Origin of the sequence: Streptomyces sp. NPDC058240 (assembly GCF_042882135.1) — a bacterium.
In the GTDB taxonomy this organism is placed as follows: Bacteria; Actinomycetota; Actinomycetes; order Streptomycetales; family Streptomycetaceae; genus Streptomyces.
In genome coordinates, this window is the sequence record NZ_JBHVWT010000022.1 from 34,515 (window position 1) to 59,111 (window position 24,597).

Sequence of the window (24,597 nt, forward strand, 5' to 3'; positions counted from 1 at the left end):
CTTACCGGTGTCCTCCGGCGACATCGTAAGTGTCGCTCGTGGACGGTCACTTGGGGGAGTCCGGCGCCCTGAGATGCCATGGGCATCGGCTTCGTCTGCTGGGCGGCCGCCGAGTCCTCCTGCCGCCATTCCCACTGCCAGAGCCCACTGACCCGGTGATCGTGCTCGAATCCGGGGCCGAGAGGCCCGACCCGCTCGATCGCCCCCCGGTGCGCGGATCGTCGCGTCGGGCAAGACCGTAGGCGGCCTCCAGACGCACGATCCGGTCGTGCTCGTCGAGCAGTGCCACCAAGGCGTCCGCGACGGCGGGCGTGCGGTCCCGGGACGCCGCCAGCGCCACCGCGGCCATGGCCCGTACCTGGGCATCCGGGTCCTGGGCCAGGCGGAGCAGCGCCCGGATGATCTCCGGGGTGTGGTCGTCCCGTACGCCCAGCATCGTGCACGCGCTGCTGCGCACGGCGGCGACCGGGTCCTGCGCGAGAGCGAGCAACGCGGCCGTGGCCGCAGGTGTGTGGGCGGCGCCTTCCACGTGGAGGGTGTCGGGCACTCGGCGGCGTACGCGAGGGTCGGGATGGTCCGCGTACCGCAGGGCGATGGCCTCCTGTTCCGGATGCCCGTGCTCGCTGAAGGCGGCGAGCGCCTGCGCGAGGACCTCACTGTCCGTTTCCTCGGCCGCCCAACCCGCCAGGAGTTCGCCTTCCTCCTTCTCGTGGTGGTCGGGGCCACAACGCACGATCGCCCTGGTCCACAGGTAGCGGGCCGTGACCAGACGGTGTGCGGGGGCAGGATGGCGGCGAAGGGCCACCACGGCCGACCACGTCTCGGTGCTCCGCCGCTGGATCAGGACGTGGTGGACCGCCCACCCGTTCACATCGTCCTCGGCCGGGTGCTCGACAGCGCGGGCGATCAGTTCGTCGACGGGTGTCAGAACGCGGAAGGCCCACTCCAGCAGAGTCAGGACGGCGCCGTGCCCGGCCCGCACGACGAGTCCGCCCAGCGAGACCTGATCGACGCGGTCGACGTCGTCGTCCTGGACCCGCACGGTCTCGGCGGGGCCCGGCGCACGAGTCCTGCGCCGCAACTCCTCGACCGCGCCCGTCCCGTACCAGTTCCGCGCCAGGACGAGAAGCCGCTCACGGGAGGCTTCCGAAAGCCGCAGCCGGGGCTCGTCCCCCAGCACCGCCGAGACGATCGCCGGAGAACCACCGTCCACGGCGCGCCACAGCGGCGTGGTTCCGTCCGGCAGCAGCCGGTCGGGGTCCGCGCCGCCCTCCACCAACGCGCCGACGACATGCTCGTCGTACGCGGCCACGGCCACGCACAACACCGGCAGCCCGGTCGCATCCACCGTGTCCGGATCCGTACCGCTCTCGAGCAGGGACCGCACCGCCCCGGCATCGCCCGCTCGTACCGCCGACACGAGTTGCCCGTCGAGTCCGCCCTCGCCCATGATCCCGTCCCCCGATCCGCAATGAGGCCGCCCAACAGCGGCCTGGGTACCGATGGTGTGCCTCAGGCACTCAGTTCCTACGGTCCGGACTCCAGCCGTAGACCATCGGAGAGCTCTCGACGACCTCGCTCGGCCAGACCTGCCGAAGCCGGTCCAGCCGGACCCGGTGGTCCTGGATCCAGTCGTCCTGCGGCTGGATCGAGAAGAGCGTGGTGAGCCGGTCGGGGTCGTGGATCGTCACGCTCACGGACCGGTCCTCGTTGAGCCGAATGCCGAGCTCCAGCCCTCGGCCACCGCCGATTCTCGCCATACCCCCGGGAGCCAGCCCGTCGAGCTCGTGTTCCCAGGAGGCGAGATCCCGCTGGAAGAGATGGAGCTCAAGCCGTGCGTCGAGGAAGTCGGTGGACATCAGGACATCGGTGCGCAGGATGTCGTGCCCGGTGAGAACGCCTGGCTGATGGCGACCGGTGACGCGGACGACACACCGGTCGCCGTCCGCGTCCACCAAGTGGATCAGGTCGATCGGGTCCGGCTCTTCCACTGTGTGCCTCCGTATGGTCCGGCTGGTGCGAGTAGCGTGCATCCTCCCCCATGGGAGTACGCGCGGATGCGGGAGACCTCGTCGAAGGGGCTCCGCGACCAGCGTTCCGGGGCCTCCTGGCTCCGGACGAGAACCGACCGCAAGGACCGCAGGGAGAGAACATCGTGGCGGACCAGCAGATCGAGGCACCGGACAGCACCGCCGTGCGCGTCGCCCTCTGGCGGGCGATGCACGTCCAGGTCGACCCGCCGCCCCATGTGTTCGAGGACGAGATCGGCCTGCGGCTGGCGGCCCCCGACGATGGCTGGCGCTGCCGTCCGGACATGGACCCGCGTGCCACCCGCGGATTCCGGGCGGCCGTCGTGGCCCGCGCTCGTTTCATCGAGGAGCTGATTGCCGAGCAGGCCGGCCGCGGCGTCGCCCAGTACGTGGTTCTGGGCGCCGGCCTGGACACCTTCGCCCAGCGCAGGCCGGACATCGCCTCCCGGCTACGGATCTTCGAGGTCGACCAGCCCGGCCCCCAGGCCTGGAAGCGCCGGCGCCTGATCGAACTCGGCTACGGCATCCCCGACCGGCTGCGACTGGTGCCGGTGGATTTCGAGGCCGTCGAGTCCTGGACGGTGCAGCTGACCGCCGCCGGCTTCGACCCGGGCCGGCCGGCGGTCGTCGTCTCCACCGGCGTCACGATGTACCTCACCAAGGACGCCGCCGCCGCCACCCTCCGCCAGATCGCATCGCTCGGCCCCGGCTCGACACTCGCCATGACGTTCCTGCTGCCGACCGAACTCCTCGACGACGCCGACCGCTCCGGACTCCAGACGTCGGAAAAGGGTGCCCGAGCGTCCGGAACACCGTTCGTCAGCTTCTACACCCCGCAGGAAATGCTGGCACTGGCCCGCGAAGCGGGCTTCACGGATGCCCAACACGTGCCGGGGGCGCTGCTGGCCGAGCGCTACTTCGCCGATCGGACCGACGGACTTCGCCCATCGAGCGGAGAGGATCTGCTCGTGGCCACCATCTGAGCCTCCCGTCCGGGACATGGATGAATGGCTGCGCACTTTCTTGCAGCTGACAGGCCGGCCAGAGCCTCACTTCGCTCCAGGCCGCCTTTTCCGCCGCCTCCGTGCCCCGCCACCAGGTGAAGGCCAGGTCCTCCCGCCACCACTCGACACTCGCGAGCAGGTGCCGAGGGGCGGCCGGGCCGGTCTCCGCCTCCCTGCGGGCGAGCCACGGGGTGACCGAGGAACTCGCGGTCACCCAGCTCTTGAACACCTCGCACGCCGGGGTCGGCGGAGACTCGTCCCGCAGGATCCGGGTCCACCACGCATTCAGGAAACCGGCGACGGACCGGCCCTGCTCGCCGGGCCATCGCGACCAGTCCGCCGCGGCCAGGCCCCGGGCCATGAGATCGGACTCGTCCGCGCCCTCGACCGGCACCACGACCGGCTGTGGCAGGACCCGCCGGATGATCGCAGGCCGGTCGTGCCAGTGGAGAGGATCCTTCTGCGCGACCCTGCGGGGAAGGTCCGGGGGAGCGGCACGCCAGGAGTCCGCAGCAACTCGACTTCATCCTCGTCGAAACACCGGCCGCAACCGGTCTCGTCCACCCGGGCCGTCTCGCCGCCGAAGGCCTCCTGAACTAGGTTGCGGTTCCTGACGGCCGGGCCGACATCGCTCAGCCGGACTCCAGGGCATCACGGACGATGGCGGCGGACGCTCGGGCGGCGGTGAGGACCGGGGTCGTGTCGTGGGCCGCTCGGGCGAGCATGAAGGCGCCCTCCAGCAGGGCGATCACCGAGCCCGCGGTGTCCCGGGCGGTGTCCGCCTCGATGCCCGCCCCGGCGTAGAAGCCGGCGAGGGCCTCGATCCACGAGGCGAAGACATCCGCCGTCGCACGACGAAGCCCCTCGTGTGTACTGGCGACCTCCAGGGCCACGGTGGCGATCGGGCACGGGTCGGCGAAGTCCAGCTCCCGGAGAGTCTCGGCGGCGCCCGTGAAGGCGGCAGCGGTGGCGGCTGCCGGATCCGCCTCCGGGGCGGCGAAAAGGCTGCCGATCAGCTCCAGGTAGGCGGCTCCGGAGGTGCGGATCACCTCCTCGCCGAGCTGCCCCTTGCCGCCGGGGAAGAAGTGGTACGCCGAACCGTACGGGGCCCCGGCCTCCGAGACGATCTGCTTCATGCCGGTCGCCGCGTAGCCCTGCCGCCGGAAGAGCTCGGTGGCGGCGGTAACAATCCGCTGCCTGGTGTCGCCGGTGGTCCTCATGCCGGATAGTCTCTCACTAGATCGGTCTATCAAGTGACGGTCATGGGGAGGCCAAGCGATGCCGGAGATCGAACTGAGCGCCGGAACCATCGAGTACACCGACACCGACACCGACACCGACACCGGAACCGGGGAGGGCGGGGGCGAGACCCTGGTGCTCCTCCACGGGCTCGCTTTCGACGACTCGGTCTGGGACGCCCTCGTGGCAGATCTGCGCGAAGACTTCCGCGTGGTCGTCCCCGTCCTGCCGCTCGGTAGCCACCGCCGACCGATGCGGCCGTCCGCGGATCTGTCGGCCCAGGGCCTGGCGGACCTGCTCGCCGAATTCCTGGAGCGGCTGGACCTGCGCGAGGTCACGCTGGTGCAGAACGACGCGGGCACGGCCCAGCTCCTGCCCGGCGTACGCGACGAGCGCATCGCCCGACTGGTGCTCACCTCCTGCGAGGCGCTCGACAACTACCCGCCGGGCATCCAGGGCCGCACCCTGTCGGCCGCGAGCCGAGTGCGGGGGGGCCTGTTCCTGCTCCTCCAGTCCTTCCGGGTGCCCTTCCTGGTGGCGATGCGCAGCTCACTGGGCGGTATGACGGCGCACGGGATCCCGTACGAGCGGGTACGCCGCTGGTACCGGCCGCTGCTGACCGACCGGGCGATCCGCCGGGACCTGGCCCGCTTCCTGCGCTCCACGCGCAAGGACACCTATCTGCGGGCCGCCGATCGGCTGCGGCACTTCGACCGGCCGGCGCTGGTGGCCTGGGGCGCGGAGGACCGGATGATGCCGCCCGAGACCGGCCGACGTCTTGCCGAACTGCTGCCGCAGGGGCGATACGTCGAGATCCCCGGGGCCGGAACGCTGGTCCCCATGGACAACCCGGCGGCACTCGCCCGCGAACTGCGCCGGTTCATCGAGGAGAGCGCCTGAGGGCGGGAGGCCTGTGTCTCTCCGCCGGTGCGGGTTCCGCATGCCGTCCGGTCCGGCGCTGATTCACTAGGCTGTACGGAGCAACACCGCGCGGGGAGGTCCCACCGCGCCGCATCGAAGCAGCGCCCGTCGCTTTCCTGGCCGCTGCTCCCGCTTTGTCGGCACGCCCTGGCCCCCCCCAAGAGAGGAAGCACCATGTCCTTCGCTCCCCTCGGCCGGCACAACGGCGAGCACAGCGACTACTGCAACACCAGTCTGTGCTGCCGCTGCCAGCAGCGGAACTGGACGACCCAGCAGGGCAACGAGCGGCTGTGCGGCCTGTGCGCGGCCTGCTGCCGTGAATGCGGCAGGGCGCCGGCCCCGCACCTGGACGGGCTCAGCGACGGGATCTGCGTGGACTGCCGGGGACTGTGCACCCGTTGCCACAACCCGCTGTCCGACGGAGGCGTCTGCCACTGCCAGCAGTGGAAGCAGAGTCCGGGCGGCGACCCGATCCGCTTCATCATGCAGGGCTTTCCCCAACCACTGCTCCAGGCCCTCGGGCACCGGGTCCCGCGCACCCTGCCCGACATTCTGTTCGAGGAGCTTGAGCGCCGGACGGCTGCCCAACTCCTCGACCGTATCGAAAGGCGCTGGAGCAACCGCTGGTCCCACGCGATCCACGAACGCGACGAGGAGAACCGTCGCCGCTGGGCGCCCCAGGAGATCGCCGAGGCCCTGGTGAGCCCCGGCGCCTGCTCGAACCGGACATGCGAGGACGGCTACCTGCTCGCCGACGGAGCGCCCTGCCCGTACTGTCAGCGGCCGGCCCACCGCTTCGTCCCGGCCACCGCCGACGCGATCTCCACCTCGGAGCACGCGCGAGCGACCGCCGCGCAGATCCGGCAGGCGCTCATCGGCAACCGCTCCGCCGGAAAGAAACCCAACCGCGGGGCGCAGCCGGGCGCGTGGCCGACTCCTCCCGCCGGGTGACACAGCAGGCCGCGAGTCCGTGTCGATCGACGACCGGTGTCCGCCCCGCGGTGAGTCAGGAGCGACCTGCGGTCCGCGGGGAAGAGCCTGGCTCGACCCCGTGACCCCGCGACCCCGCGACCCCGTGACCCCGCGACCCGCAGGGGAGAGCCCGGCCGCCGTGCGCGCCACGTCCTCACGCGTACGCCACGTACCGGGCGTCCGCGGATCGCGGCGGTCACGGCGGCCTGCTCCTCCTCGTACCCGGTGGGCTCAGTGCGCCGGGGTGGCCGGCGGCTTCGCCGCGGCGGCGTTCTCCTGCGCGAGCCGTTCCATGCCGCTCTGCGTCTTGAGCGGCTTCTCCTTGATGAACAGCACCGCGATCAGGGCGAGGAACGCGAAGGGGGCTCCGATCAGGAAGACATCCGCGGTCGCGACCCCGTACGCGTGCTCGACCACCTGCCGGGCCGGTTCGGGAAGCTTGGTCAGGTCGGGGATGCCATGGCCGGCGCCCCCGTTGTCCGCCGCCCCGCCGAAGCCCTTCGCCATCTCGCTCGCAACCCGGTGGCTGAGCACGGCGCCCAGCGCGCTCGTGCCGATCGCCCCACCGAGGCTGCGGAAGAACGACAGCACCGAGGTCGCCGCGCCGAGCTCCGACGCGGGTACGTCGTTCTGGGCCGCCAGCACCAGGTTCTGCATCAGCATGCCGACACCCACGCCGAGTACCACCATGTAGACGCTGAGCAGCCCGAACGAGGAGTCCGCGCTGATCGTGGAGAGCAGGCCCATGCCTGCCGTCATGATGATGCCGCCCGCGATCAGGAAGCCCTTCCACTTGCCCCGGGCGGAGATGATCTGCCCGGCGACGGTCGTGGAGATCATCAGACCGAGGATCATCGGCAGGCTCATCAGGCCCGCGACGGTCGGCGTCTTGCCGAGCGAGATCTGGAAGTACTGGGAGAGGAACACCGTGCCGCCGAACATGGCCACGCCGACCAGCAGGCTCGCCACGGTCGTCAGCGTCACGGTGCGGTTGCGGAAGATGTCCAGAGGGATGATCGGTTCCTGGACCTTGGATTCGACCAGCACCGCGGTGGCCAGCAGGACCACGCCGGCGGTGACCAGTGCGGCGGTCTGCCACGAAGCCCAGTCGAACCGGTTGCCCGCGAGGGTCACCCACAGCAGCAGTGCGCTGACCCCGCTCATGATGAGGACGGCACCGAGATAATCGATCTTCACCTCCCTGCGGACCGTGGGCAGCTTCAGGGTCAGTTGGAGCAGCACGATCGCGAGCAGTGCGAACGGCACGCCGATGAAGAAGCACCAGCGCCACCCCAGCCAGGAGGTGTCCACGAGCACACCGCCGATGAGCGGTCCCGCGACGGTGCCGACCGCGAACACGGCGCCGAAGATGCCGGAGTAGCGGCCGAGTTCACGCGGCGGAATGATCGCCGCCATCACGACCTGGGCCAGCGCCGTGAGACCGCCCGCGCCGATGCCCTGCACCACACGGCTCACGATGAGCAGGCCGACGCTGTGCGAGAAGCCGGCGACGAGCGAGCCGACGATGAACATCGAGAGAGACAGCTGGATGAGCAGCTTCTTGTCGTAGAGGTCGGACAGCTTGCCCCAGATCGGGACGGTCGCCGTCATCGCCAGAAGCTCGGCGGTGACCACCCAGGTGTACGAGGACTGGCTGCCGTGCAGATCGGCGATGATCCTGGGAAGTGCGTTGGAGACCACGGTGGAGGCCAGGATGGCCACGAACATGCCGGCCATCAGGCCCGACATGGCCTGGAGTATGTGACGACGCGTCATGGCTGGTGCGGCTTTTTCGGGCGCACCGGCGGTACCGGTTTCGGGTGTGACGGCAGCGCTCATCGGCTGGCGTTCCTCATTCTCTGGATTTTCGCTTGATCGGATGGTCGGGGTGATCGGGTGAAAGTCCCCGGTGGAGGCTCAGGGATGCGCTTCAGTTCAGTCGTTCAGACCGGCGGCCAGCGAGGCGAACGCCTCGTGATAGATGCTCTGGAACGTGCGGGTACGGCCGGAGGCCACCCAGAGCTCGACGGCGGCGCGCACGGCGGCGATCGCCACGTGCGCGAGAAGCCTGGGACGGAGATCGGACTCGGGATCCTGGCCGAGGCGCTCGGCCACGGCGGCGATCAGTGCGCGTTCGTCCGCGCCCTGGGCGGCCAGGAATCCGGACAGCAGTGAAGGGCTCGTCCTGAGCACGGCCATCTGGAGCTCCCAGCGTTCGTGGTCCTCCTCGATGTGGGCGAGTTCCTGGCCGATCGCCTCGCGCAGGGCGTTGAGCGCCGTGAGTTCCTCCGGTGCGTTGAGCACCGCCCGCCGGGTCCGCTCGGCGTTGTCCTGGGCGGGACGGGTGATCGCGTCCTCAAGGCACGGGAAATAGTTGAAGAAGGTGCGCACGGATACGCCGACCGCGTCGGTGACCGCTTCCACCGTCACGTTCTCGAAACCGCGGTCTGCGGCCATGCGCAGCGCCGCGTCCGCGAGGGCGTCGCGCGTCGCGCGCTTCTTGCGTTCACGCAGCCCGAGAGGCATGTCGGCGGCACTCATGAAGTGCATGCTATGCAAGTTTGCGCGTAGTGCAAAATTCTGCGGGTCGGCGGGGGACGACCCCCACCGACCCGCGCCGAACCGGAAAGCCGCTCAGGGCGTCTCGTGCGCCGAGGCCGGGTACACCACTCCCTCCACAGCGAGGAGTTCGGCGATCCACTCGGTGAGGTCCTGCGGGAGCAGCGGTCCGCCGTCCGCCGAACGGATTCCGGGCTCTCACCCGTCAGCACCCGGCCCGCACGGCCGCGCCCCGCGCTCAGCACCTCGCCCGTGACCGGCACCCCATCGGCGAGCAGCGCGGCCACCACCGGCGCGACCGCCTCGGGCGGCTCCTCCTCCACGACCCGCGCCGCCGGGCCCGCGTCCCGGCTCCCGGTGCCGTCCGTCGCCGTTCCGAGGTCGTTGACCACGACACGGGCACCGCGCCCGGCGAGGTCGAGGGCGTAGGCCCGGCCGAGGCCCCGGCCCGCGCCGGTGACGACGACGGAGCGCCCGTCCAGCGTCAGGGTGTCCCGCGTCATGCCGACACCTCCGGGCCCAGCGCGAAGCCCCGGTAGCCGGATCGCGCGACCTCCTCGCACCGCTCCCGATAATGGTTGAGCCCGCCCGCGTACGGCATGAACACCCGTGCCTTTCCTTCCACGTTGGCGCCAGGTCCACGCCCTCGTGCGGCCAGCGGCCGGTGTGGTGCACCTCGCCGCGGAAGGCATCGAGGCCGGGCAGGTCGGGAACGCGGGATGCGGACAGGCAGCCCACGGCGGTGACGAGGAAGCGCGCGCGGGCGCGGTGGCCGTCCTCGGTCGTCAGGAGCCACGTCCTGCTCTCCTCCTCCCACACGGCGGAGGCCACCCGCGTCTCGAAGGAGATCATCGGTCGCAGATCGAAGCGGTCCGCGACGTGCCTGGCGTAGCGCAGGATCTCGGGCTGGGTGGCGAAGCGCTCGGTCCAGTCCCACTCGGCGTGCAGCTCGGGGGAGAACGAGTAGCAGTAGTCCAGGCTCTCGACGTCGCAGCGGGCTCCGGGATAGCGGTTCCAGTACCACGTACCGCCGACGTCGTCGCCCGTCTCGAAGGCGTGGCAGCTGAATTCGTGCGCGCGCAGCTGATGCAGGGCGTAGAGGCCACCGAAACCGGCGCCGACGACGAGCGCGTCGTACTCCGGTACGGGGGTTGCTTGGTCGGTCATGTGCGGCTCCTTGCGGGGGAGTGGGTTGTCAGCCGGCGAGACCGCGGCGCAGCGCGTCCAGCGCGCCCTCGTCGGGCACGAAGCCCGCCGCGCCGTGGAAGGTGCCGGGAAACAGGTGCAGCTCGGTGGGGACACCGGCCCGCACGAGGCGCTGGGCGTAGTCGAGGCCCTCGTCGCGCAGCGGATCGAGGTCGCTGACGGCGACATACGCGGGCGGCAGCCCGGACAGGTCCTCGGCGCGGGCGGGCGCGGCATAGGCGGGCACCGGGGCCGCCGGGTCGCGGTCCGCCCCGAGGTAGGCCCGCCAGCTGTGCACGGCGTTGGGACGGTTCCACACCGGAGTGTCGGTGAACTCCCGCATCGAGGGGGTCTCCAGGCGGTCGTCCAGCTCCGGGATGTCGAGCAGCTGGAAGCACAGCTCCGGGCCGCCGCGGTCCCTGGCGAGCAGGGCGAGGGCGGCGGCGAGACCACCCCCGGCGCTGATCCCGGCGACGGCGATCCGTGCCGGGTCCGCCCCGAGGCCGGCGGCGTTCGCGGCGAGCCACTCCAGGGCCGCGTAACAGTCGTCGGTGGCGGCAGGATAGGGGTGCTCGGGGGCCAGCCGGTATCGCACGGAGGTGCTGTGATCTTGCGACGAGTGTCGTCCACCGCGGCGGGCTGGGGAAGAGGTGCGGCCGGCCGGGGCTCCGGGGGGCCCGGGGGCGAGTCCCGAGGCCGACACCGCCCTGGTCGAGGCGGTCTGCCGGGTCGAGGCCGCCGCCTACCCGGAGCACGGGTTCGCGGACCGCCAGCAGGCCGCGGAGATGGGTGTGTTGCGCACCCAGATGATGGTCACGGCATCTTCGAGCGGATCAATGCCATCGCCGCCGACCGCATCACGGTCGTGGTCACCCACCGGCTGGAGAACACCAAGATCGCCGATCACATCGTGGTGATGGAGCACGGCCGCATCGTCCAACAGGGCCGGTACGAGGATCTGGTCCACGCCGACGGCGCCTTCGCCGAGCGCCTGGCACTTTCACAGGACCGCTGACCCGCACCGCACCGGATCACACTTCACCATCCGCGGTCGGTTCCACCACGGCATGACCGAGCTGGGGGCCAGAGCCTGGAACGATCGGCCTACGTCCTGCTCACCCGGCTGGAAGTCGGTGAACCGCTCACGCTCAAGGAGTTGACACACACTTTCCAGGTCGACGTCTCCACCATCAACCGCCAGGTCAGCGCCATGCTCCGCAACGGCCTGGTGGAACGCATCCCCGATCCCGACGGGGGGATGGCCCGCAAGTTCCGTCCCACTGCGCTCGGCCTGGAACACCTGGAGGCGGATCGCGCCATCAGTCGCGCGGGGACCACGCGCCTCATCGAGGCGTCGGGATGGACGGACCAGCGGACCGAGCAGTTCCTCACCCTGCTGGTGGAGTTCAACCAGAGCATCGAACTGCTTGAGGGGCTCACATGGTCCCGCCCGGGCCGAGCGGACCAGTCCTCGGCCACGGACTGACCCGGGGAGTACGGCACGGGCCTGGGGTGCGACGATGCGGGCATGCGTGAGTTGAACCAGCTGATCGACGTCGAGAACCCGGCCTGGCCGGACCTCCGCGAGACGCTCGGCGCCGGACCGGCGCACATCGAGGTGCTCCCGCCCGATGACCGGCTGGGTGCGGCAGTGCTCCTCCAACTGCAGGTGACGGCCAGGTCGTACCTGGGCGCGATGGTCTTGCACTGCGGCGGTCTGCTCGTCGACGGCGGCTGGCTGCGGGTCTTCGCGAGCCCCGGGAGCGGGGCGGCGCACGGGGTACCGGGGCTGGCCGGGGTCAACCAGTTCCCCCGCGACTTCGACCCCGACTGGCGAACCGGCACGGGCCTGGTGGTGGCACATGACGTACTGGGCGGCGTCTTCGTCCTCAACGGAGAGGACGCCGCCGCTGCCGGCCGCCCCGGAGCCCCCGGCGAGATGGTCTACTTCGCTCCGGACTCACTGCAATGGGAACCCCTGGGCGTCGGCCACTCGACCTGGCTGACCTGGCTGGCCTCCGGAGCGCTCGACGATTTCTACGCCGGCCTCCGCTGGCCCGGCTGGCAGGACGAGGTCCGGGCCTTGAGCGGTGCCCAGGGCCTGTCACTGTTTCCGCCGCTGTGGTCCGCCGAGGCACGCGAGAACATCTCCGGGACCAGCCGTCGCGCCGTGCCGATGAGGGAACTGCTCGGGATCGCCCGGGAGTCGAGCCGACAGTTCGACGGGGCGGATCCAGGTTTTCTCGGCACCGTGTGAGCCGGCCACCCCAGCCACTCCGGCACCGCCCACCGAGAGCACGCACTGGCCGAACCTGCCTGCTTCCGGGTTGTGTTCGAGGCCGGTGGTTCCCGGGGCTGCTCAGTGGAATTCGTGGACCAACTGAATCTCACCGACGATGTGCTCGTTGAAATCGTCGAGCTCTTCGGCGGGAACCCACAGCTCGAGAATCGTTCGCCCGCCGGCCTGCTGTACGGGGTAGCGGCGCAGGAACTCCGACTCGACCTCGAAACGCGTGACGAACCCGGCTCCGTCGTGCTTCACGTTCCAGTCCCGCGCGATTCTGATCGCGTAGTCCTCGTTGAGGACCGGGTAGAAGATGGGCTGCTCGGGGAGACGAGGTGGCCATCCACGCCAGTTCAGTTCCCGGACCAGATCCAGTTCCTTGGGGCCAGTCGGGCGCCACAGGGTCGTCGTTGCTTGACGGCTGATCATGACAATCGCTCTCTGAACATCGGAGGCCGCCGAAGACGGCTGGTCGGGGGACCGGACGATACCCGCACCGCACGCCGGTCGGCCACGACGTTTCCGCACCCAGGGCCTCTCGTCTGGGCCGGGCTCGCGTGCCCCGGTGCCTGATCCGGCCTGATCCAAACGAAAGACCCCAGCCTTGCCGGCCGCGGGGCGGCGCTGTCGGGTGTGGCATGTGCCTGGCGAGTCCGACTTCGCGCTCCGCTAAATGGACCAACCGTCGCTGGGTCGCGCCCGCCGTGATCAATAGCCTGACGCCCGGCGCGTGACCTCGCGCCTGTCGGACAGAGAAGGCGAGCGACTCCCAGTGGAACTCCCGAAGTTGCAGCGCATGGCCTGGATCACCGCGGCGGCCGCGCTGCTGACGGTGCTCGGCAGCGCCCCGGCCGGTGCGGACGGCGAATGGCAGAAGGTCGGCGGCGACGCCCGTAGCGGAGTCAGCGGTCTCGCGTACGAGGGCCGTACCGCGGACGGAGCCGGCGTGCACGCGCTGATCGTGCACGACAACAAGCGGTCGGGGCAGCAGCGTCTGTCCCGGATCACCCACCGGGAGGGCTCCGACGGTATCTCCCCGATCACCTGGGACGGCCCGGAACCCGTCGACCTGGAGGCCATCGAGGCCATCCCCGGCGGGATGCCGGGGAGTACCTGGCGCTCGCCAGCCGCGGCATCGTCTACCGCCTGAAGGTCACCGGCTCCACGGCGTCAGTCCTCGACTACTCGCCGCTGCCGGGCATCGGTGAGGGCGACGACTTCGAGAGCTTCGCGCTCGTCGCCCGGGGCGGGAACCTTGCCGCCCTGTGGGCGGACCGGGGAGCCGGCGCGGAACGTCCCGCCACGCTGTACGCGGCGCCGCTGTCGTTCGCTCCGTGGGGACAGCCGCAGTTCGGTGCCGTCACGCGCCGGGCCTACCTGGCGGCGTACCCGACGGGCGAGGGCACCCGGCACATCTCCGACATCTCGGTGACCGGTTCCGGCCGGATCATCGTCAGTTCGGCATCGGACGCCGGTGACGACGGCCCGTTCGACTCCGCGGTGAGCGACGCGGGCCGGGTGACCGTGTCGGCCGCCGGCCAGGTGCGGATCACGCTCGCGGCGCACCCGGCCGTGCTCGGGACGTTCCCTCGGTACAAGATCGAGGCGGTGGAGTGTCTGCCCGGCTCCGCCGATGCCCTCCTGGGTACCGACGACGAGAACCTCGGCGGATACGTGCGGGCCATGCCGTTCTGCGGAGCCTGAGACCCGTCGCCGTGCGTTCCTCGCTTCGCGCTGCCCGGTCCCCGGGTACATGCGTGCTGTGAGCTGATCCGGGACTCGCGTGATGTGGCGAACACCGGCCTCCGGGACCCGGTTCGGGTCGCGGGGACCGGCGTTGCCGTTCGGGCGTGGTGCGGGCCCGAGGGTGTTGTCGAGGAACCATTGCTGCGAGGGCCGCAGGTGTTCATGGCCCTCGCCCAACCGTTACGCGGTCGGGGTTCGGCGGGCGTAGGTGAGGAAGGCTGCCCCGCTCTTCAGGACGGTGTGGTCGGTGAGTTCCCAACCGCACGGGTCGAATGCCGCCTTGTGGGAGAAGAGCGGTATCCCGGTGCCGATGGTCATCGGGCTCAGCTTGACGATCAGCCCGTCGATCTCGGAGTACAGCGCACCGGCCAGCTCGGCACCGCCTATCAGCCAGATGTCCTTGCCGTCCTGCTTCTTCAACTGCCGTACGGTTTCCACCGGATCGTCCGCGACCAGCTCCACCGCCGGGTCCGGGCTCTCGCTCAGCGTCCGGGAGAACACCAGATGCCGCAGGTGCGGGTAGGCGTCGGTCAATCCGGCCCGGAGACCGATCTCGTAGGAGCGGCGTCCTTCGAGGACGGTGTCGAAATGCGTCCCGTCGGCGGTGACGGACAGTGCGGCACGGGCCGGAGCGGGCAGGGTTTCCGGGTACTCGGTGATGAGGTGCTGAATGTAGTCCTCGGGCACCGGCCAGAAGCCGTCCGGACCGGTGGGGTCGGAACCGTCCGGTCCCGCGATGAAACCGTCGAGAGTGGACGCGATGTAGTACACGAGCTTGCGCACGGAATACCTTCCATTGACTGAGCGGCAGAGGCAGGGGCAAACGACGAGCGGTGGGCAGTATGAAGCGGACGCGAGCCGCAACCCTCGGCCCCTGGAGTCTCCATGATCATGCGTGCTTGCCACGGAGCAAGGGCGGTTCGAGGAAAACTCAAAGACTGCTCAAGGGTGCGAACCGGCGGATGCTGATGGCCGAGACACCGTGCCGGTCATGGCCGGGGCCCGCGGACGGCCGGGCCAAGAGGGAGCTGACGCGACGCCGGTGAACCGGCCACCGGCCAACGGCCCGGAAACCGGACGGGCTACTGGATGCTCCAGCGGCGTCTCGACAACCAGCGGCCGCGGCGGTGTGGTCCTCGTCATGGGCCCGACCCTAAACATCCAACGCCTTCGGTGACCGGGCGCCCCATGCCGACCGCCGTTCCACGGAAGCCCGGAGCCCGACTCCGCCGAGCGGCCGTCCACCGGGCCGAGGTGCTCCGGGGTCACCGACGAACGTGACCTTTCCATCCACCGCCTGCGCACCCGCTCACCCCTAGGGAAGCCCTGTAGGGCTGGCCCTACGCAAGGTGGGTGGGTGGCCTCATGTCCCTGTGCCACCGTCAGTCGGCAAGATCCACACATGACTTCACAGCGTTTCCATGTCCGGCTCCTGGTCGGTGCGGCGATCCTCGGCAGCGGCGCGGCACTGACCGTGCCGGCCTCGTCCTCGACGGCCGCGACCCTGACCCGACCTGCCACGACCGTGCCGGCCCCGGTCGATGACACCCACACCCGGCCGGCGCAGGCCGGAACCGTCGTCTCCTTTCGCCAGGTGGCCGACCTGACGGCACAACAGGTGACCCTGGAGCTCCAAGGAAAGATCGACTCCTCCCAGGTCCGCTACGGAGTGACGGCGTACCAGGTCGTCTACCGCACCACGAACAGCACGGGCGAGCGCACCACGGCGAGCCAGCTCCTCGTCTTGCCGAAGACCGTCGGGCATCGTCTGCCGACCGTCTCCTGGCTGCACGGAACCATCGCCTACCGCAAGGACGTCGCCTCGGAGAACCCCGCCTCCGACGACCGACTTGCCGCGTACCTGTTCGCGTCGACCGGACGCGCGGTCTCGGCCCCCGACTATGTGGGCCTCGGCGCGGGCGAGGGATTCCACCCCTACGGTGACCCACGGGCCACCGTTGCCGCCAGTGTCGACGGGCTGCGCGCGGCCCGTGCCTTCGCCCACCGAAACGGCCGGGAGCTTGAGCGTACGGTCCAGGTCAGCGGGTTCTCGCAGGGCGGGCCGGCGACGATGCTGGTCGGCCGGGCACTCCAGGAGGAGGGCGCCGACCACTACTTCCGGCTCGGAGCGCTCGCCCCGGTCGCCGGCCCGTTCCATCTGTCCGTGTTCGAGGCGGCCGCGGCGGACGACAAGATCGCCAAGTCCGGTCTCTATCTCGCCTACTTCGCCACCGCATGGAACAAGACCTACGGCCTCTACGGCTCGCCGGGCGAAGTCTTCCGCGCGCCCTACGACCAGATCGTGGAGGACCTCTTCGACGGTGACCACACGACCGAGCAGATCGCCGGCGCGCTGCCGCCCGCTTCCAAGGACCTGTTCACCGAAGACTTCCTGGACAAGATCCGCACGCCCAGCGGCACCCTCAAGCTCCGGCTCAACGCGCTGGACACCACGTGCGACTGGAAGCCGAACGTACCTGTGAGCCTCTTCCACGCCCGCGGCGACCAGGACGTCGATGACTCCCACTCCGAATACTGTGCGCAACAGTTGACGGGCAACGGCGCCGATTACCGGCTCACGGACGTCGGCGACTTCGACCACAGCGACTCGGTGAGGCAGGCCCTTCCGCGGATCGTCCGCTTCTTCGACGAGACCGCCGACGCCGGCTGAGACACCCTGCTCGACCTTGCCGGAGCCGACCCTCACCCTTGCGTCCGGGGCGGCCCCGGCTCGATGGCAGTACCAGCGCCAAGGCAGGTCAACCATCGGGCCTTGGCGTCGACTCCGGCCTTGGCGTCGACTCCGGCCTCGGCGTCGACTCCGCCGTCAGGCTGGCCGGCGATGCCGACCACAGTGTCCAGCACTCGGCCCGGCAGAACCCGGCCCTGCCGTCGGACGTCCTGATCTCCCTGCTCCTCGATGAGCACAGTGCCGAGGACGCCGCCCAGAACCCTTCGATTCCGACGGCGGTCATGCACCGCATGATCGCCCTGACCGCAATCCCCGAGCGCGAGCCCGGCCGGTGATCCGTGGCCGGGCGAGGGTTTCCGTCAACTGGCCGTCCAAGAGCCGGAGATCAGCGTCTTCGCCCACCTGCCGCGGGTAGCGCGAGGGTCGGGCGAGTGGTCACCGGGCCGGTCACGGAGATTGCGGCGTTCGGCACCCTTGTCCGTGTCGAAGACCGGGGGACAACTCGAAGGGCCGGTGTATTGCCACTTCGTGGGTTCAGGCTCCTGCCCCTGACCCATGCCTTCACAACATCTCTTTCGAAAGAACTGTTGTAGGTCTATCGTCGGCGCATGGCCGCTTCCTCCACTCCCTTCGCCAAGAGCTCCGCCTCCGCCGAGTCCTCGGAACGGGACATCGAACTCGACACCGCTGCCCTGCGCGTACTCGCTCACCCGTTGCGCCTGAACGTGCTCACTCTGCTGCGCGAGCGTGGTCCCTCCACCGCCACCCGCATCGCCGACGAACTCGGCATCAACCCCGGCGCGGCCAGCTATCACCTGCGCCGCCTCGCCTCGGGCGGACTCATCGTGGACGAGCCGGACCGGGGCACCGGACGGGAACGATGGTGGAAATCCGTCCATCGGCAGTCGATCCACGATCCCGCGGCCGCGCCCGCGGAACAGCGCGAGGCCGGACGCGCGTACGTACAGGCAGTCGCCGTGGCCGCTGCCGATCGACTGCGCCGGGCCGCGCAGGAGGTGGCGCTGCTTCCTGAGGAATGGCTCGACGCCACTGCCTACAGCGACTTCCTGCTGTATCTGACCCCTGGTGACGTGGACCGGATGAGGGCCGAGATCTTCGAGGTGATCTCCCGCTACCGGCACGGAGCGAGCGAAGCGCCCGAAGGCTCCTCTCCGGTGGTGCTGCAAGTGCAGGCGTTCCCGGTGCCCGGTACGGCTCAGCCGCCGACCGGCGACGCGTGAGCGCGCAGGACATGACCCTGTCCGCGCGGCCCGCGTTCCGGGACGTCGATGTCCTGCGCTGGCTCACCGCGTACACGGCTTCGGTCACGGGCGACGTCGTGTACTTTCTCGCCCTGTCCTGGGCTGCCACTCGCGTCGGCGGGCCGTCGCAGGCGGGCCTGGTGGTCGCGGCCGGGGCACTTCCCCGCGCGGTGCTCATGCTCGGCGGGGGCGTAGTGGCCGACCGGTTCGGGCCGCGCCGGGTTGCCGTCGTCAGCGATGCGATCCGCTGCGCGGTGATCCTCGCCGTGGCTGCGGCGGTTGTGCCGGCGTCCCCGAGCGTGTGGCTGCTGGTCGCGGTCGCGTTGGTCTTCGGCGTGGTCGACGCGGTGTTCATGCCGGCGGTGGGCGCGCTCCCGCCGCGCATCACGGCGCCCGAGCAACTCGCCCGGGTCCAGGGGATGCGCGGGCTGTCGATCCGGCTGAGCAACGCCGTCGGCCCTCTTCTGGCGGGATCCGTGCTGGTGATAGGTGGTGCGGCCGCTGCGTTCACGGTCGCAGGCGTTCTCTTCGCCGTCTCGCTCGGCGTTCTGCTCACGGTGCGCATCACAGCTGAGATCGAGGCGGTGTCTCAACGTGCCTCCGCCTGGCGTGAGTTGATTGACGGCCTGCGATATGTCCGCCGCCACCGGATGCTCGCACCACTGGTCGCGGTGATCGGACTGAGCGAGATGTGCTTCAGCGGTCCGGTCGCCACCGGCCTGGTTCTCCTGGCGGACGAACGCGGCTGGGGCGCCTCGGGCATGCGATGGGTCGCGAGCGCATTCAGCGTCGGAGCGGCGGCCGCTGCGTTGCTGCTCACCGTGTCTCCCCGGATACCGCGCGCCGGACTGACGATGTCCGGCGCGTTGCTCGTCACCGCCGCGGGGGCGGCCGCCCTGGGGCACGCTCCCTCGCTGCCCACCGCCGTGATGTTCGGCGCCTTGATCGGCCTGACCAGCGGATTCACCACAACCGTGACCGGTGCCCTGATCCAGACGGAGACCGACCCCCGATACCTCGGCCGGGTCACCTCGGTCACGACGCTGTGCACGCTCGGCCTCGCACCCGCACTCTTTCCGGTCGTCGGCGTCACCGTGGCCCTGTGGGGAGCGGACGTGTTCTTCGCCGGATGCGGCGCGATCTGCCTGCTCGCCGCGGCGCTCGGCCTGTCTGTGCCCGTGCTGCGACGCGCCGAACTCCGACCGCCCAAGTCCGCGACGCCGGCTGGACGGTGACCATCCGACGCTCTCGTCCCGCACGGCCGGGCCGGCGCGTAGCCCCGAGGAAGCCGACGCGGTCGTACGCGAGTGCTCCACGCGATCTCGCGTGCCCCGGGGGCTACACCGACGGCAGGAGCGCCAGAGCCTGCTTCGCGTTGTGCTCGGCGACGCCGAGCATGAACGCCCGGTCGGGAAAGTCACCGTCGAGGAGGCGCAGTGGACCGGCCACCAGCGACAGACGCATCGCGAGCATGTAGAGGTCGAGCCGCTGCGGATCGAGACCGGGCCGGGCCAGTGCGGTGTACCGCTCGCGGAAGCGGAGCCGGAGGAAGACGTGCTCCCACTCGATGTCGAAGTACATCAGGTCCTCGATGTCGATCAGGACGGGGCGCCCCTCGGCGTCGATCAGGACGTGGTCGGGCCCGAGTTCTCCGTGGATCAGTCCGTATTCCGTGCGAGGGCTCACCCGGTCGGCCAGCTCCCGCAGCCGGTCGCGCAGAGCGGCGCCGGCCGTCGCGATCCTGCCGTCGCGGCCCGCCGCCTCCTCAAGATCCCGCAGGGCGCGGTCGAGCACCCGCCGCTCGCACGAGACCTCGGACACGCCGTCGCCCCGCTCCAGCAGATGCACCTTGCCGTAATGCCGGGCCCGGTCCCGGTGCATCATCTCAAGCATTTCGGCGAGGTCGCCCAGGGCCCCGGCGGCGCGCCCGGGGTCGGTTTCGAAGAGTGCTTCGAGCGTGCCGCCGGAGACGTCCTCGACCACGGCGACGTCCGCCGGGAAGCGGCGCCGGCTGTCATCCGCCAGGAGCACCTGCGGAGTCCGTGCCCCGAGACTTTCCAGAGTCCGTCGTGCGGTCAGGAACGGAACCATCCCGGAGGCGGGTGCGAACGGGTCGGCCGGATCGGTCTCTCGCGCGTCCGGCCAGAAGTTCTCGGCCTCGGCCCAGCTGTAGACGATCACGCTCTCTGTACGGGGTCCATCGAGGCGGACCCGGTACACGCCTTTCTTGCTTCCCCCGCGCAGCCGGTCCACCGCGACAACGCGGCATCCCGTTCCCAGCGCATCATGCACGAGTTCCGACAGGTCTTCGATCTCCGCGAATTGCCGCATCGGTAGAACCTACAGAAGACGGCGCCGCACCTGCCACTGGATACATTCTGCCGCCGCCGAGTTCTCTGCTCCCGTGGTTCATCGACGTTCCGTAGTGCATCGGCACCGCGTGCGGCTGGCCCGTCGCCCCGCAGGCCGGACTGCTCGGCACCCTCCGCAGGACGGCTCGGGGCCTGGTCCACCCGGCCGTCGGCCATCCGGTGCCATGATGACCGTCATCGGCGGTTCCTGCTGGTGGAATGCCTGGTCGGGCTACGCACCCGCCTTGCCCGTACGCGTACGAAGGAGAGCACATGGGAGACCGACCGCAGCAGGAACAGGCGAGCCCCGACGTCCAGAAGCGTGTCCAGGACAGCTTCGACCGCCAGGGCCTCATGACCCACCTCGGCGCACGCATGACCCACATCGGCCCCGGCCGGGTCCACATCGAGCTCCCGTCCCGTCCCGAGGTGACCCAGCAGCACGGCTACGTCCACGCGGGCGCCACCAGCGCCATCGCGGACAGCGCCGGTGGTTACGCGGCGCTCACGCTGTTCCCCGAGGAGTCCGAGGTCCTCACCGTCGAGTACAAGATCAACCTCCTCGCGCCCGCCGCAGGTGACCACATCGAAGCGATCGGGACTGTCCTGAAGTCCGGACGCACCCTGACCGTATGCCAGTTGGAGGTATACGGCGTCCGGGCGGACGGCGATCGAAGGCTCGTCGCCAACGGCCAGCAGACTCTGATCCGGGCGAACAAGCCCGCGGAGTGACCCCGCAGCCCGCCGACGGCAGGTGGACGCGAGAGCGATCCGGCGCTCCTCGTGGCCGATGTGGAGCCGGCCGGGCGATTTCCGGCGCTCACGTCGGCGGACGGACCGGGATGACGGCACTCAGCCCTTGATCAGCGGGTCATAGGGCTCGTCCCCCGCCGTGAGGACCAGGATGAAGTCCTTGCCCGTCCCGGTGGCGACCTGGTGGACTTCGGCCGGGTCCTGGGCCGGGAGCCGGCTGTGGCGCCGGACGGGGGAGAGCTCGCCCTGCTCGGCCCGGTCAACCCCCTCTCGGCCACCAGCGGCGAGGACCCGCACCGCCGGGCCGCGGATACGCCGCACCGGTCGGGACCCATCGCGACCTAACCGGCCGTGCCTCAGGGCGCGTTGACGCGATCCCTGCCGACTACTGCGACGGGGGTGTGTGGATATCGATGTCCGTGATGAGGCTCCCGCCGTCCGCGTCAAGGATTCCGCACAGGCGGTTGACCGGCGTGTACAGGGGTCTGGCATCGGATTCGATGCCGTCTTCGTCCTCGAAGTCGAAGAGCCGGTCGAACGGCACGGTGACGAACGGCCACACGGCCGGGTCGGCTGTGGCGGAGTCGGGGTGGAACTGCCACCGGGTGCCGCAGGTGCGGTTGTGGACCTCGCCGACATACCAGGCGGCTGTCTGGAGGAAGTCGCTGCCGCGTTCCTCCCATGCCTGGTCACTGCTGGTGCAGCGGGAGCGAACGAGGGTCTCCAGGCGCTCAAGCGAGGCGGGGGTGAAGTCCCAGTCCCCGCCGAGCTGTTGGGCCCAAGCGGGGAACTCCTGCCGCTGGATCTGGAGCCAGGCGTCCAGGACGGGATTGCTGGAGCGGATCCGGTCCAGCTCGGCCAGCTCCTGGTACTCGTCCTCGGTCATCTCCATACCGGCCGACCCTACTCGGTGTCTCCGCAGGTGCGGCAACGGCCCGCGTGTCGTGGCGCCAATCAGGTTGCATTCAAAAAGAGTTGAGGTACAGACTGCCTCGTTGGCGGTGTCATGTCACGGGGGGCTCACACCGCTCTCAAGTGTCCCCCAAGCCCCCTCAGGTAAGGGACAAAGAGTTGAAATCCATACGTTTACGCGTGAGGGCGCGCCTCTCGTCCGCTGTCGCGGTCGCCGCCGCGGCGACTCTCACGCTCACCGGCCTGCCGGGCCTCACCTCCAGTGCGGATGCCGCGCCGGCCAAGAAGCCGCCGAACCCGGGGATGCTGTGCCGGGACTACTTCGACCTGGCCGAGGATCTCCAGGCCATCGTGGATCTGCCCGACGCGGATGCCGATGCCTCGCGGGCCAAGTCCCAGTGGGACACCTACGAGTACGAGAACCCGGGCAAGAAGTGGGACGGCCTCGGTCCGCCGTCCGAGGAGGACGTCAAACGGCTGGAGAAGGAGGCCAAGGAGCCTCCGAAGTCCCGGGCCGTCGACCGGGTGTGGTGGAAGTGGATCAGGGCCAGCAAGAAGAACCCGAAGGCCTACGGTGACTTCACCTACTGGCGCGACATCATCCTGATCAAGAACGCTGGAAACGACCCGCGCGGCAAGGCGTTCGAGAAGAAGATCATCAAGGACCACGGGCTCGTCGGCGACGACTGGATCTGCCAGAAGGAGTTCGACTTCACCGACCCCGACACCGGCGACACCCACCGGCGTCAGGCGGACGCCTGGAACAAGAAGACCGGAGAGGCGCTGGAGATCAAGTCCAACGGGCGCCCGGACCCCAAGCAGAAGCCCGGCGACATCGCCTGGTCCAAGCAGGAGAAGAGCCCGGTCAAGTCCCTGAAGTACGTCTTCGCCGAGCCGCAGGAGAAGGCCGCCAGGGACCACCTGAGCGAACTGAAGAAGAACGCCCCGGGCAAGGTCACCGAGTACAACTACCGCTCCAGGAAGGTCGAGTTGGCCCCGGGCGGTGGCGTACGGGACAAGACGACCACGATGCAGCCCCCGGGTTCCAAGGGTGTCACCGGCGGCGGCGCGCAGGACCTGATCCGCGAGTCGCGTCCGAACCCGAAGGCCATGAAGGAGTTCCTGGACCGGAAGAACGCGGCCGACCCCAACCGGCTCCAGCCCAAGGGGCCCGGCGGGGTGGACTTCACCACGCTGGAGCTGCGGTACATCGGCAAGCCGGTCAAGGGCAAAGGCGTCGACTACAGCTTCTCCGCCAAGGAAGTCCCCGAAGACACCGCCGGCTGGGGAGGCAAGGAGAAGGCGCAGCTCATCAACGACGCGTTCTTCACCTGGCTCGCCCTGACCCCGGAGAAGTTCTGGGTCAACCTCAACCCGGACCAGCCCGACAAGATCATGGACAGCGCGTTCGGGAAGACCGACGCCGGCCGGACCCTGCTGGAGGCCGACCTGGAGCTGAAGAGGGACTTCGCCGATGCGATGAACCCGACGAAGCGCCCGGAGGCCGACGAGTACTGGAAGTCGCTGCCCCGCAACTCCGAGGGCGTTCCCTGCTGGTTCCAGGTCCGCAACTGGATCGAGCCGGACACCGCGGTCGTTCGCGAGGAGAACGGCGGCATCCATATCCTGGACACGCCGCTGAAGGTCAAGGCTCAGTACCTGAAGATCGACAACATGCCGGGCGACCCGTACCTGTGCGAGTTCAACGAGGCCGAGAAGAAGGCCACCGAAGACCGCATGAACCGGCTGATCATGCCCGAGGTCGAAAGGCGTGTGAACAACGACGCACGCTACGCCGACCTGCGCCGCGTCTACACGGCCCGGGTGGCGGCGGAGTTCATCCGCCAGCAGGACGCCAAGACCCCCACCGATTACCACAAGGTGATCAACAGCAACGATGTCTCCTCGTGGCCGCTGCGCGGGGAGAACAAGGACTGGACGCGGGAGAAGGTGTACCAGGCGTACCTGAAGTCGCTGCGTGAAGGCGAACAGCAGTGGGAGCACGACGCCGGCGGCGGCCGTTACACCATGAGCGTGGGCGGAGTGGACTTCTCCAAGCAGCCCAAGCGGAACATGACCAAGCAGCGCTTCGACACCGAGCACCGCTATCTCCCTCGCGAGACGAAGTCATCGGTGCGCACGCTGACGGACAATGCCAAGGACGGCGACGCGAACCTCTTGCTCTTGGGAGGCAACACCGTCTCCTCCGACATCTCCAGCGGCGGCGACACCCCGGGACCGGACCCGAAGCCGACTCCCACGCCGACCAAGCCGGGTGAGCCGACGGGCAAGCCCACCGACCCCGGCACGCCCCCGGCCACCGGCGGCAACGGCGGCGGCACGGGCGGGAAGGATCCGGAAGGCGACCTCGCCGACACCGGCTCCAGTACGCCGGTCGGACTGATCGCCGGACTCGCCGCAGCCCTCGCGGCCGTCGGCGGCGGCCTGGTGTGGTGGAAGCGCCGCCGCACCGCCGACCAGGAGTAGCGTGACCACAGCGCTCATCCAGCGGCTTCGGCCCCGCACCTTACGACCGGGTGCGGGGTCGAAGCCGTCCATCGGTCCACTCCGGTCAGCGCGGGAACGGGGGGCACGGACCCCGGTTTCGCCGGTGGATTCAGGCTCTGGCGGCCGGGGACGGCAGCGACTCGCTCAGGGGCGGCAGCAGCGTTCGTTCGGGACCGCGG

Annotated in this window: 25 protein-coding genes and 3 pseudogenes; 14 read left to right on the forward strand and 14 right to left on the reverse strand. The window is 69.9% G+C overall.

Features of this window, described 5'->3' with window-relative positions; translation table 11 throughout:
- Positions 1 to 46 precede the first annotated feature (46 nt).
- Together ACFVX4_RS27755 and ACFVX4_RS27760 are read right to left on the reverse strand one after the other, a co-directional pair.
- The gene (locus ACFVX4_RS27755; RefSeq protein ID WP_389981894.1) at positions 47 to 1,450 is read right to left on the reverse strand and encodes a HEAT repeat domain-containing protein; all 1,404 of its coding nucleotides are present in this window, start codon (positions 1,448 to 1,450) and stop codon (positions 47 to 49) included.
- A gap of 70 nt (positions 1,451 to 1,520) precedes the next feature.
- Positions 1,521 to 1,991: a DUF5959 family protein gene (locus ACFVX4_RS27760; RefSeq protein ID WP_389981895.1), complete on the reverse strand. Its 471-nt coding sequence runs from the start codon at positions 1,989 to 1,991 to the stop codon at positions 1,521 to 1,523.
- Positions 1,992 to 2,155: 164 nt separating this feature from the next.
- On the opposite strand from ACFVX4_RS27760, the gene ACFVX4_RS27765 reads away from it, so the two are divergent.
- The gene (locus ACFVX4_RS27765) at positions 2,156 to 3,013 is read left to right on the forward strand and encodes a class I SAM-dependent methyltransferase (RefSeq protein ID WP_389981897.1); all 858 of its coding nucleotides are present in this window, start codon (positions 2,156 to 2,158) and stop codon (positions 3,011 to 3,013) included.
- Between the two features lie 653 nt (positions 3,014 to 3,666).
- Here the strand turns inward: ACFVX4_RS27765 and ACFVX4_RS27770 are convergent.
- Positions 3,667 to 4,254, reverse strand: a complete 588-nt coding sequence (locus ACFVX4_RS27770; protein ID WP_389981898.1) for a TetR/AcrR family transcriptional regulator — start codon at positions 4,252 to 4,254, stop codon at positions 3,667 to 3,669.
- Positions 4,255 to 4,312: 58 nt separating this feature from the next.
- Between ACFVX4_RS27770 and ACFVX4_RS27775 the strand changes: the two genes are divergently transcribed.
- On the forward strand, positions 4,313 to 5,173 hold the full coding sequence (locus tag ACFVX4_RS27775; protein WP_389981900.1) for an alpha/beta fold hydrolase: 861 nt from the start codon (positions 4,313 to 4,315) through the stop codon (positions 5,171 to 5,173).
- A gap of 195 nt (positions 5,174 to 5,368) precedes the next feature.
- Positions 5,369 to 6,145 (forward strand): hypothetical protein, encoded by a 777-nt coding sequence (locus tag ACFVX4_RS27780; protein ID WP_389981902.1) that lies wholly within the window; start codon positions 5,369 to 5,371, stop codon positions 6,143 to 6,145.
- 252 nt (positions 6,146 to 6,397) lie between these two features.
- Here the strand turns inward: ACFVX4_RS27780 and ACFVX4_RS27785 are convergent, their stop codons facing one another.
- From ACFVX4_RS27785 to ACFVX4_RS27805, 5 genes and pseudogenes are all read right to left on the reverse strand, one after another.
- Positions 6,398 to 8,005: an MDR family MFS transporter gene (locus ACFVX4_RS27785; RefSeq protein WP_389981904.1), complete on the reverse strand. Its 1,608-nt coding sequence runs from the start codon at positions 8,003 to 8,005 to the stop codon at positions 6,398 to 6,400.
- 96 nt (positions 8,006 to 8,101) lie between these two features.
- A complete protein-coding gene (locus ACFVX4_RS27790; protein ID WP_389981906.1) occupies positions 8,102 to 8,707 on the reverse strand; it encodes a TetR family transcriptional regulator in 606 nt (201 codons plus the stop codon).
- Positions 8,704 to 9,228 carry a hypothetical protein gene (locus tag ACFVX4_RS27795; protein WP_389982024.1) on the reverse strand — a complete coding sequence of 175 codons (525 nt, stop codon included), beginning with the start codon at positions 9,226 to 9,228 and terminating at the stop codon, positions 8,704 to 8,706. Before ACFVX4_RS27795 ends, ACFVX4_RS27790 begins: the two co-directional genes overlap by 4 nt.
- A gap of 166 nt (positions 9,229 to 9,394) precedes the next feature.
- Positions 9,395 to 9,892 (reverse strand): annotated as a pseudogene (locus ACFVX4_RS27800) (flavin-containing monooxygenase); the annotation flags it as partial.
- 28 nt (positions 9,893 to 9,920) lie between these two features.
- Positions 9,921 to 10,508, reverse strand: a pseudogene (locus tag ACFVX4_RS27805) (alpha/beta hydrolase fold domain-containing protein); the annotation flags it as partial.
- A 204-nt stretch (positions 10,509 to 10,712) separates the two neighbouring features.
- Between ACFVX4_RS27805 and ACFVX4_RS27810 the strand changes: the two are divergent.
- The 3 genes and pseudogenes from ACFVX4_RS27810 to ACFVX4_RS27820 all read left to right on the forward strand — a co-directional run.
- A pseudogene (locus ACFVX4_RS27810) lies at positions 10,713 to 10,925 on the forward strand (ABC transporter ATP-binding protein); the annotation flags it as partial.
- Between the two features lie 75 nt (positions 10,926 to 11,000).
- The gene (locus ACFVX4_RS27815) at positions 11,001 to 11,396 is read left to right on the forward strand and encodes a MarR family winged helix-turn-helix transcriptional regulator (protein ID WP_389982008.1); all 396 of its coding nucleotides are present in this window, start codon (positions 11,001 to 11,003) and stop codon (positions 11,394 to 11,396) included.
- A 42-nt stretch (positions 11,397 to 11,438) separates the two neighbouring features.
- Positions 11,439 to 12,167 carry a DUF2625 family protein gene (locus ACFVX4_RS27820; RefSeq protein WP_389981908.1) on the forward strand — a complete coding sequence of 243 codons (729 nt, stop codon included), beginning with the start codon at positions 11,439 to 11,441 and terminating at the stop codon, positions 12,165 to 12,167.
- A gap of 102 nt (positions 12,168 to 12,269) precedes the next feature.
- On the opposite strand, the gene ACFVX4_RS27825 is transcribed toward ACFVX4_RS27820, so the two are convergent.
- Positions 12,270 to 12,623, reverse strand: coding sequence for a hypothetical protein (locus ACFVX4_RS27825; protein WP_266424384.1), 354 nt, complete (start codon positions 12,621 to 12,623; stop codon positions 12,270 to 12,272).
- A gap of 367 nt (positions 12,624 to 12,990) precedes the next feature.
- On the opposite strand from ACFVX4_RS27825, the gene ACFVX4_RS27830 reads away from it, so the two are divergent.
- Complete coding sequence (locus ACFVX4_RS27830; protein WP_389981910.1) at positions 12,991 to 13,344, forward strand: hypothetical protein; 354 nt, start codon at positions 12,991 to 12,993, stop codon at positions 13,342 to 13,344.
- 20 nt (positions 13,345 to 13,364) lie between these two features.
- Here ACFVX4_RS27830 and ACFVX4_RS27835 read toward each other — a convergent pair whose 3' ends face one another.
- The gene (locus ACFVX4_RS27835; protein WP_389981912.1) at positions 13,365 to 13,607 is read right to left on the reverse strand and encodes a hypothetical protein; all 243 of its coding nucleotides are present in this window, start codon (positions 13,605 to 13,607) and stop codon (positions 13,365 to 13,367) included.
- 15 nt (positions 13,608 to 13,622) lie between these two features.
- Here ACFVX4_RS27835 and ACFVX4_RS27840 point away from each other — a divergent pair, with 15 nt between their 5' ends.
- Positions 13,623 to 13,898 (forward strand): hypothetical protein, encoded by a 276-nt coding sequence (locus ACFVX4_RS27840; protein ID WP_389981914.1) that lies wholly within the window; start codon positions 13,623 to 13,625, stop codon positions 13,896 to 13,898.
- Between the two features lie 222 nt (positions 13,899 to 14,120).
- Here the strand turns inward: ACFVX4_RS27840 and ACFVX4_RS27845 are convergent, their stop codons facing one another.
- Complete coding sequence (locus tag ACFVX4_RS27845; protein ID WP_389981916.1) at positions 14,121 to 14,723, reverse strand: dihydrofolate reductase family protein; 603 nt, start codon at positions 14,721 to 14,723, stop codon at positions 14,121 to 14,123.
- A gap of 619 nt (positions 14,724 to 15,342) precedes the next feature.
- On the opposite strand from ACFVX4_RS27845, the gene ACFVX4_RS27850 reads away from it, so the two are divergent.
- The 4 genes from ACFVX4_RS27850 (at position 15,343) to ACFVX4_RS27865 (ending at position 19,129) form a co-directional block, all read left to right on the forward strand.
- Positions 15,343 to 16,611, forward strand: coding sequence for an alpha/beta hydrolase family protein (locus ACFVX4_RS27850; RefSeq protein ID WP_389981918.1), 1,269 nt, complete (start codon positions 15,343 to 15,345; stop codon positions 16,609 to 16,611).
- Between the two features lie 38 nt (positions 16,612 to 16,649).
- Positions 16,650 to 16,967: a hypothetical protein gene (locus ACFVX4_RS27855; protein WP_389981920.1), complete on the forward strand. Its 318-nt coding sequence runs from the start codon at positions 16,650 to 16,652 to the stop codon at positions 16,965 to 16,967.
- Between the two features lie 273 nt (positions 16,968 to 17,240).
- A complete protein-coding gene (locus tag ACFVX4_RS27860) occupies positions 17,241 to 17,873 on the forward strand; it encodes an ArsR/SmtB family transcription factor (protein ID WP_389981922.1) in 633 nt (210 codons plus the stop codon).
- 11 nt (positions 17,874 to 17,884) lie between these two features.
- Complete coding sequence (locus ACFVX4_RS27865) at positions 17,885 to 19,129, forward strand: MFS transporter (RefSeq protein WP_389982010.1); 1,245 nt, start codon at positions 17,885 to 17,887, stop codon at positions 19,127 to 19,129.
- Between the two features lie 103 nt (positions 19,130 to 19,232).
- On the opposite strand, the gene ACFVX4_RS27870 is transcribed toward ACFVX4_RS27865, so the two are convergent.
- Positions 19,233 to 20,225, reverse strand: a complete 993-nt coding sequence (locus ACFVX4_RS27870; RefSeq protein ID WP_389981924.1) for a phosphotransferase family protein — start codon at positions 20,223 to 20,225, stop codon at positions 19,233 to 19,235.
- A 293-nt stretch (positions 20,226 to 20,518) separates the two neighbouring features.
- Between ACFVX4_RS27870 and ACFVX4_RS27875 the strand changes: the two genes are divergently transcribed.
- A complete protein-coding gene (locus tag ACFVX4_RS27875) occupies positions 20,519 to 20,977 on the forward strand; it encodes a PaaI family thioesterase (protein ID WP_389981926.1) in 459 nt (152 codons plus the stop codon).
- Between the two features lie 120 nt (positions 20,978 to 21,097).
- Here the strand turns inward: ACFVX4_RS27875 and ACFVX4_RS27880 are convergent, their stop codons facing one another.
- Positions 21,098 to 21,319, reverse strand: a complete 222-nt coding sequence (locus ACFVX4_RS27880) for a hypothetical protein (protein ID WP_389981928.1) — start codon at positions 21,317 to 21,319, stop codon at positions 21,098 to 21,100.
- A 64-nt stretch (positions 21,320 to 21,383) separates the two neighbouring features.
- Positions 21,384 to 21,890 carry a hypothetical protein gene (locus ACFVX4_RS27885; RefSeq protein ID WP_389981930.1) on the reverse strand — a complete coding sequence of 169 codons (507 nt, stop codon included), beginning with the start codon at positions 21,888 to 21,890 and terminating at the stop codon, positions 21,384 to 21,386.
- 200 nt (positions 21,891 to 22,090) lie between these two features.
- Between ACFVX4_RS27885 and ACFVX4_RS27890 the strand changes: the two genes are divergently transcribed.
- On the forward strand, positions 22,091 to 24,397 hold the full coding sequence (locus ACFVX4_RS27890) for an LAETG motif-containing sortase-dependent surface protein (RefSeq protein ID WP_389981932.1): 2,307 nt from the start codon (positions 22,091 to 22,093) through the stop codon (positions 24,395 to 24,397).
- The last annotated feature ends 200 nt before the right edge of the window (positions 24,398 to 24,597 follow it).

What these genes read in the sequence shown, in the direction of transcription:
- ACFVX4_RS27785 (WP_389981904.1), bottom strand. Translation starts at nt 8,005, where the DNA reads ATGAGCGCTGCCGTCACACCCGAAACCGGTACCGCCGGTGCGCCCGAA.
- ACFVX4_RS27780 (WP_389981902.1), top strand. Translation starts at nt 5,369, where the DNA reads ATGTCCTTCGCTCCCCTCGGCCGGCACAACGGCGAGCACAGCGACTAC.
- ACFVX4_RS27860 (WP_389981922.1), top strand. Translation starts at nt 17,241, where the DNA reads ATGGCCGCTTCCTCCACTCCCTTCGCCAAGAGCTCCGCCTCCGCCGAG.
- ACFVX4_RS27875 (WP_389981926.1), top strand. Translation starts at nt 20,519, where the DNA reads ATGGGAGACCGACCGCAGCAGGAACAGGCGAGCCCCGACGTCCAGAAG.
- ACFVX4_RS27825 (WP_266424384.1), bottom strand. Translation starts at nt 12,623, where the DNA reads ATGATCAGCCGTCAAGCAACGACGACCCTGTGGCGCCCGACTGGCCCC.
- ACFVX4_RS27790 (WP_389981906.1), bottom strand. Translation starts at nt 8,707, where the DNA reads ATGAGTGCCGCCGACATGCCTCTCGGGCTGCGTGAACGCAAGAAGCGC.
- ACFVX4_RS27830 (WP_389981910.1), top strand. Translation starts at nt 12,991, where the DNA reads ATGGCCTGGATCACCGCGGCGGCCGCGCTGCTGACGGTGCTCGGCAGC.
- ACFVX4_RS27795 (WP_389982024.1), bottom strand. Translation starts at nt 9,228, where the DNA reads ATGACGCGGGACACCCTGACGCTGGACGGGCGCTCCGTCGTCGTCACC.
- ACFVX4_RS27770 (WP_389981898.1), bottom strand. Translation starts at nt 4,254, where the DNA reads ATGAGGACCACCGGCGACACCAGGCAGCGGATTGTTACCGCCGCCACC.
- ACFVX4_RS27865 (WP_389982010.1), top strand. Translation starts at nt 17,885, where the DNA reads ATGACCCTGTCCGCGCGGCCCGCGTTCCGGGACGTCGATGTCCTGCGC.
- ACFVX4_RS27870 (WP_389981924.1), bottom strand. Translation starts at nt 20,225, where the DNA reads ATGCGGCAATTCGCGGAGATCGAAGACCTGTCGGAACTCGTGCATGAT.
- ACFVX4_RS27850 (WP_389981918.1), top strand. Translation starts at nt 15,343, where the DNA reads ATGACTTCACAGCGTTTCCATGTCCGGCTCCTGGTCGGTGCGGCGATC.
- ACFVX4_RS27820 (WP_389981908.1), top strand. Translation starts at nt 11,439, where the DNA reads ATGCGTGAGTTGAACCAGCTGATCGACGTCGAGAACCCGGCCTGGCCG.
- ACFVX4_RS27885 (WP_389981930.1), bottom strand. Translation starts at nt 21,890, where the DNA reads ATGGAGATGACCGAGGACGAGTACCAGGAGCTGGCCGAGCTGGACCGG.
- ACFVX4_RS27775 (WP_389981900.1), top strand. Translation starts at nt 4,313, where the DNA reads ATGCCGGAGATCGAACTGAGCGCCGGAACCATCGAGTACACCGACACC.
- ACFVX4_RS27755 (WP_389981894.1), bottom strand. Translation starts at nt 1,450, where the DNA reads ATGGGCGAGGGCGGACTCGACGGGCAACTCGTGTCGGCGGTACGAGCG.